Origin of the sequence: Roseburia yibonii (assembly GCF_014297335.1) — a bacterium.
Classification (GTDB): domain Bacteria; phylum Bacillota; class Clostridia; order Lachnospirales; family Lachnospiraceae; genus Roseburia_D; species Roseburia_D yibonii.
Map to the genome: position 1 here is coordinate 1 of NZ_JACOQH010000020.1, position 2,860 is coordinate 2,860.

The following is a 2,860-nucleotide window of genomic DNA, read 5'->3' on the forward strand; positions in this document are numbered from 1 at the left end:
GTTCAGGATTCAGAGGCGAATACTTTACGCTCTTTTGCGCCTGTTCCGCTTCTGGCATGACTGGAACAGATGTAAGAGCTGGAAGTTGCAGATATCTGCTTAATCAGCAGACACTAATTAACAGATTATCAACAGACTTTTTCAACTCCGTATAGTCATATAACCCATTTAATTTTTTTTCTATCTTGTCTTGCTCTCTTGTTTCTCCAAGCTTTCTTCGAAGGGCAAATCTTCTTGTTTCAAGTTCACTTATTACTTGATTTGTTATGCTCTTTAATCTTTCATATGCATAGTTCTCTTTAAGACCATCTCTAGCACTTTTTTCTTCTAGACCTGATAATTCCTCCGATTGAATCTGTACGTATCCGACCGCTTGATCGCTACCAATCTTTCTAGAAGGGCTCTGTACCCTAGTTTTATTTAATAAGAGCCAATCATACTCAGGATCCCCTAAAGGCCTTATTCTAAAACCATTTCTATATACACCTATTCCATTTACTTTGTTTAACAATTGTTTTGCTTCCAATTGCGTCAGATATCTTCCAGAAATAGGATCTTTTAATCCTCTATTAATAAGCCCTTCTATTGAAGACTTATCTCTATCGTAGACCCTTATGTCAAATGACAAATCACCGCAACCAGTTTCTTCATTCATATCTAATTCAATCGTTTCAACTATAGCGTTTTGAATCTTCTGAGTTTCATATTTTAGACAACCTTTTCCATCACTATTAATTGTTCCACTTATACGATAGTCATAAAACTGCATTATAGGAAATGCATCTAGTTTTTCTTCTTTTATGTCAATATCGCCAAAGCCTTCCACTGTAAGCACAATATCAAACTTATCAAGTTGTCCCATTATTTCTTTTGGAGCAATCAGCTTCTTTAATTCAAACTTTAACTTATCTATCTTCTTCTCATTCCAATATGCTGACTCCTCACCATTTGAAACAATTACAATACTTGTTCCCGGATCTTTATCCGTCTTTTCTGACACAACATTTATTTTTACCTGATCTAAATATTGTACTTCTGCAAACTCAGACCAATTAATTGATACAGTATTCTCTATGCCATCAGCTGTACTAGTTTTCATTACTAAACTATTCCCCAATATGCTAGCTGCATATCTACCTATACCCTTCCTTCCCTGCATAATTCTTCCAGACGGGCTCTTTCGATTATTTTTTTTATTTTCGGTCGATGGTACAAGCCATTTCTCAGCAATGTCCCTAGATGACATACCATGTCCATGGTCAATAACAGAAATTGTTATATCATCGTTATTCTTAATAATAGCTATATTTACATCCTTAGAATCAGCATCATATGCATTTTTCACAAGTTCAACTAATGCAGCACATTGATCTTGTATTAATTCCTCACCAATAGTTAAGACATGTCTTCCTGCTGGGCGAATTGTATAACTTGCTTCTCCACCTTCTTGATCAATAATATTTGCTGCCTGTTCTTCAAGCAATAATTGCTCTTTTTTCATTTCAGCAATTTTGCTTTGTATTTCTTTAAGCTTATCCATAAAATTCACCCTTTCCTATAATTAGTTCCAATATTCTTTTTCATTCTAATTATGCCATTCTATTTGAGTCACTTTACAGAAAGAATACTGTTTTAGCTTCATTATCTTTGACCCGATTTATTCCACAATTGTAATCATGGATTTCAACTCATCCAATGTCAAAACTGCATTTCTTCGCCTATGAATCATCCTATGACAATTAGAACATACAACAATCAAGTCCTTTTCTGGGTTTACTTCTACCTGTTCATCAACAGTTGAAAGTGGCACAACATGATGCACTTCGATATAATTCTTACCTTGTTCTCCATAAAAGCTTTCAAAATCAAATCCGCATGCCATACATTTAGTTCCATGAATTTCTATAGCTTTCTTACGTAATTTAGGTTTTCTCTCATATCGCGTTACATAATAAACTTTCTTTCCACCTTCTTTTTCAATACAATATGTGTCTGCTTTTTCCTGCTCTACATCTTCATTACATAATTTAATACTAATTTCCTCATCGCTGAGATAACCAAGTAATTCTTTATATGAATCATCTCCGGTCAACTTTATTTGTTCAATAGCATCTTTAACATCCATCCCTTTAAATATCCCTTTGAATGGATCTTTAATTCCTAAATAATGCAATATTCCCATAGATTGCCAACCTCTAGTATGGTTGTCATCGAGTTTTAAAACCATGCGATCAATTTTTCGATGAGACATTCCATCAAATAAATATGCTTTTATAACCTTCACATGTTCCTCATGTGAATAATCATTAAACTCTCTTCTTCTTTCTGCGTTCGCCAACTTTGGAATATGCATAATCTTCCCCCTATATTTCAGTAAAGACTTTCTTAAACACTAATTCTGTAAACACACCATCTACCTGTTTAGCAATCTTCTTAGACTCTGCCAGCATTCCCAACTCAATATTTCCTTGCTGACCATGATAAGAAAGATTTGCAGAAGTTATAAGCGTTTTCTTCTGATCAACAGAGATCACCTTTGCATGTAAGGCCGCCATCGAATCTTCCTGTTTCTTATAATTATATATTTTAAGAAATCTGCCTTTATATCTTAGTAATTTTTCAAAGCTCTCCTGACTATCTATGTCGTTCACAAAGAACTTCACAAAAACTCCGCTCTGACTCTTTTGAATTATAATATCTACCAAATCAGCAAAATACGAAGACAACGAATACCCAGTGATAATTAGTGTCTGCTGATTAAGCAGATATCTGCAACTTCCAGCTCTTACATCTGTTCCAGTCATGCCAGAAGCGGAACAGGCGCAAAAGAGCGTAAAGTATTCGCCTCTGAATCCTGAAC

At 34.8% G+C, this 2,860-nt stretch carries 3 protein-coding genes; all 3 read right to left on the bottom strand.

Translation table 11 applies throughout. The features are described from left to right. Positions 1-103: 103 nt before the first annotated feature. The gene (locus H8Z76_RS13430; RefSeq protein ID WP_243240560.1) at positions 104-1,540 is read right to left on the bottom strand and encodes an ATP-binding protein; all 1,437 of its coding nucleotides are present in this window, start codon (positions 1,538-1,540) and stop codon (positions 104-106) included. Positions 1,541-1,657: 117 nt separating this feature from the next. Then, positions 1,658-2,353, bottom strand: a complete 696-nt coding sequence (locus H8Z76_RS13730) for an HNH endonuclease (protein ID WP_186982836.1) — start codon at positions 2,351-2,353, stop codon at positions 1,658-1,660. A gap of 10 nt (positions 2,354-2,363) precedes the next feature. Then, positions 2,364-2,860, bottom strand: a 497-nt coding sequence (locus tag H8Z76_RS13440) for a phospholipase D-like domain-containing protein (RefSeq protein ID WP_243240561.1), incomplete at its 5' end; no start/stop codon positions are given.

Bases quoted from the DNA above. Each gene is read 5' to 3' on its own strand.
- H8Z76_RS13430 (WP_243240560.1), bottom strand. From the start codon at position 1,540: ATGGATAAGCTTAAAGAAATACAAAGCAAAATTGCTGAAATGAAAAAA.
- H8Z76_RS13730 (WP_186982836.1), bottom strand. From the start codon at position 2,353: ATGCATATTCCAAAGTTGGCGAACGCAGAAAGAAGAAGAGAGTTTAAT.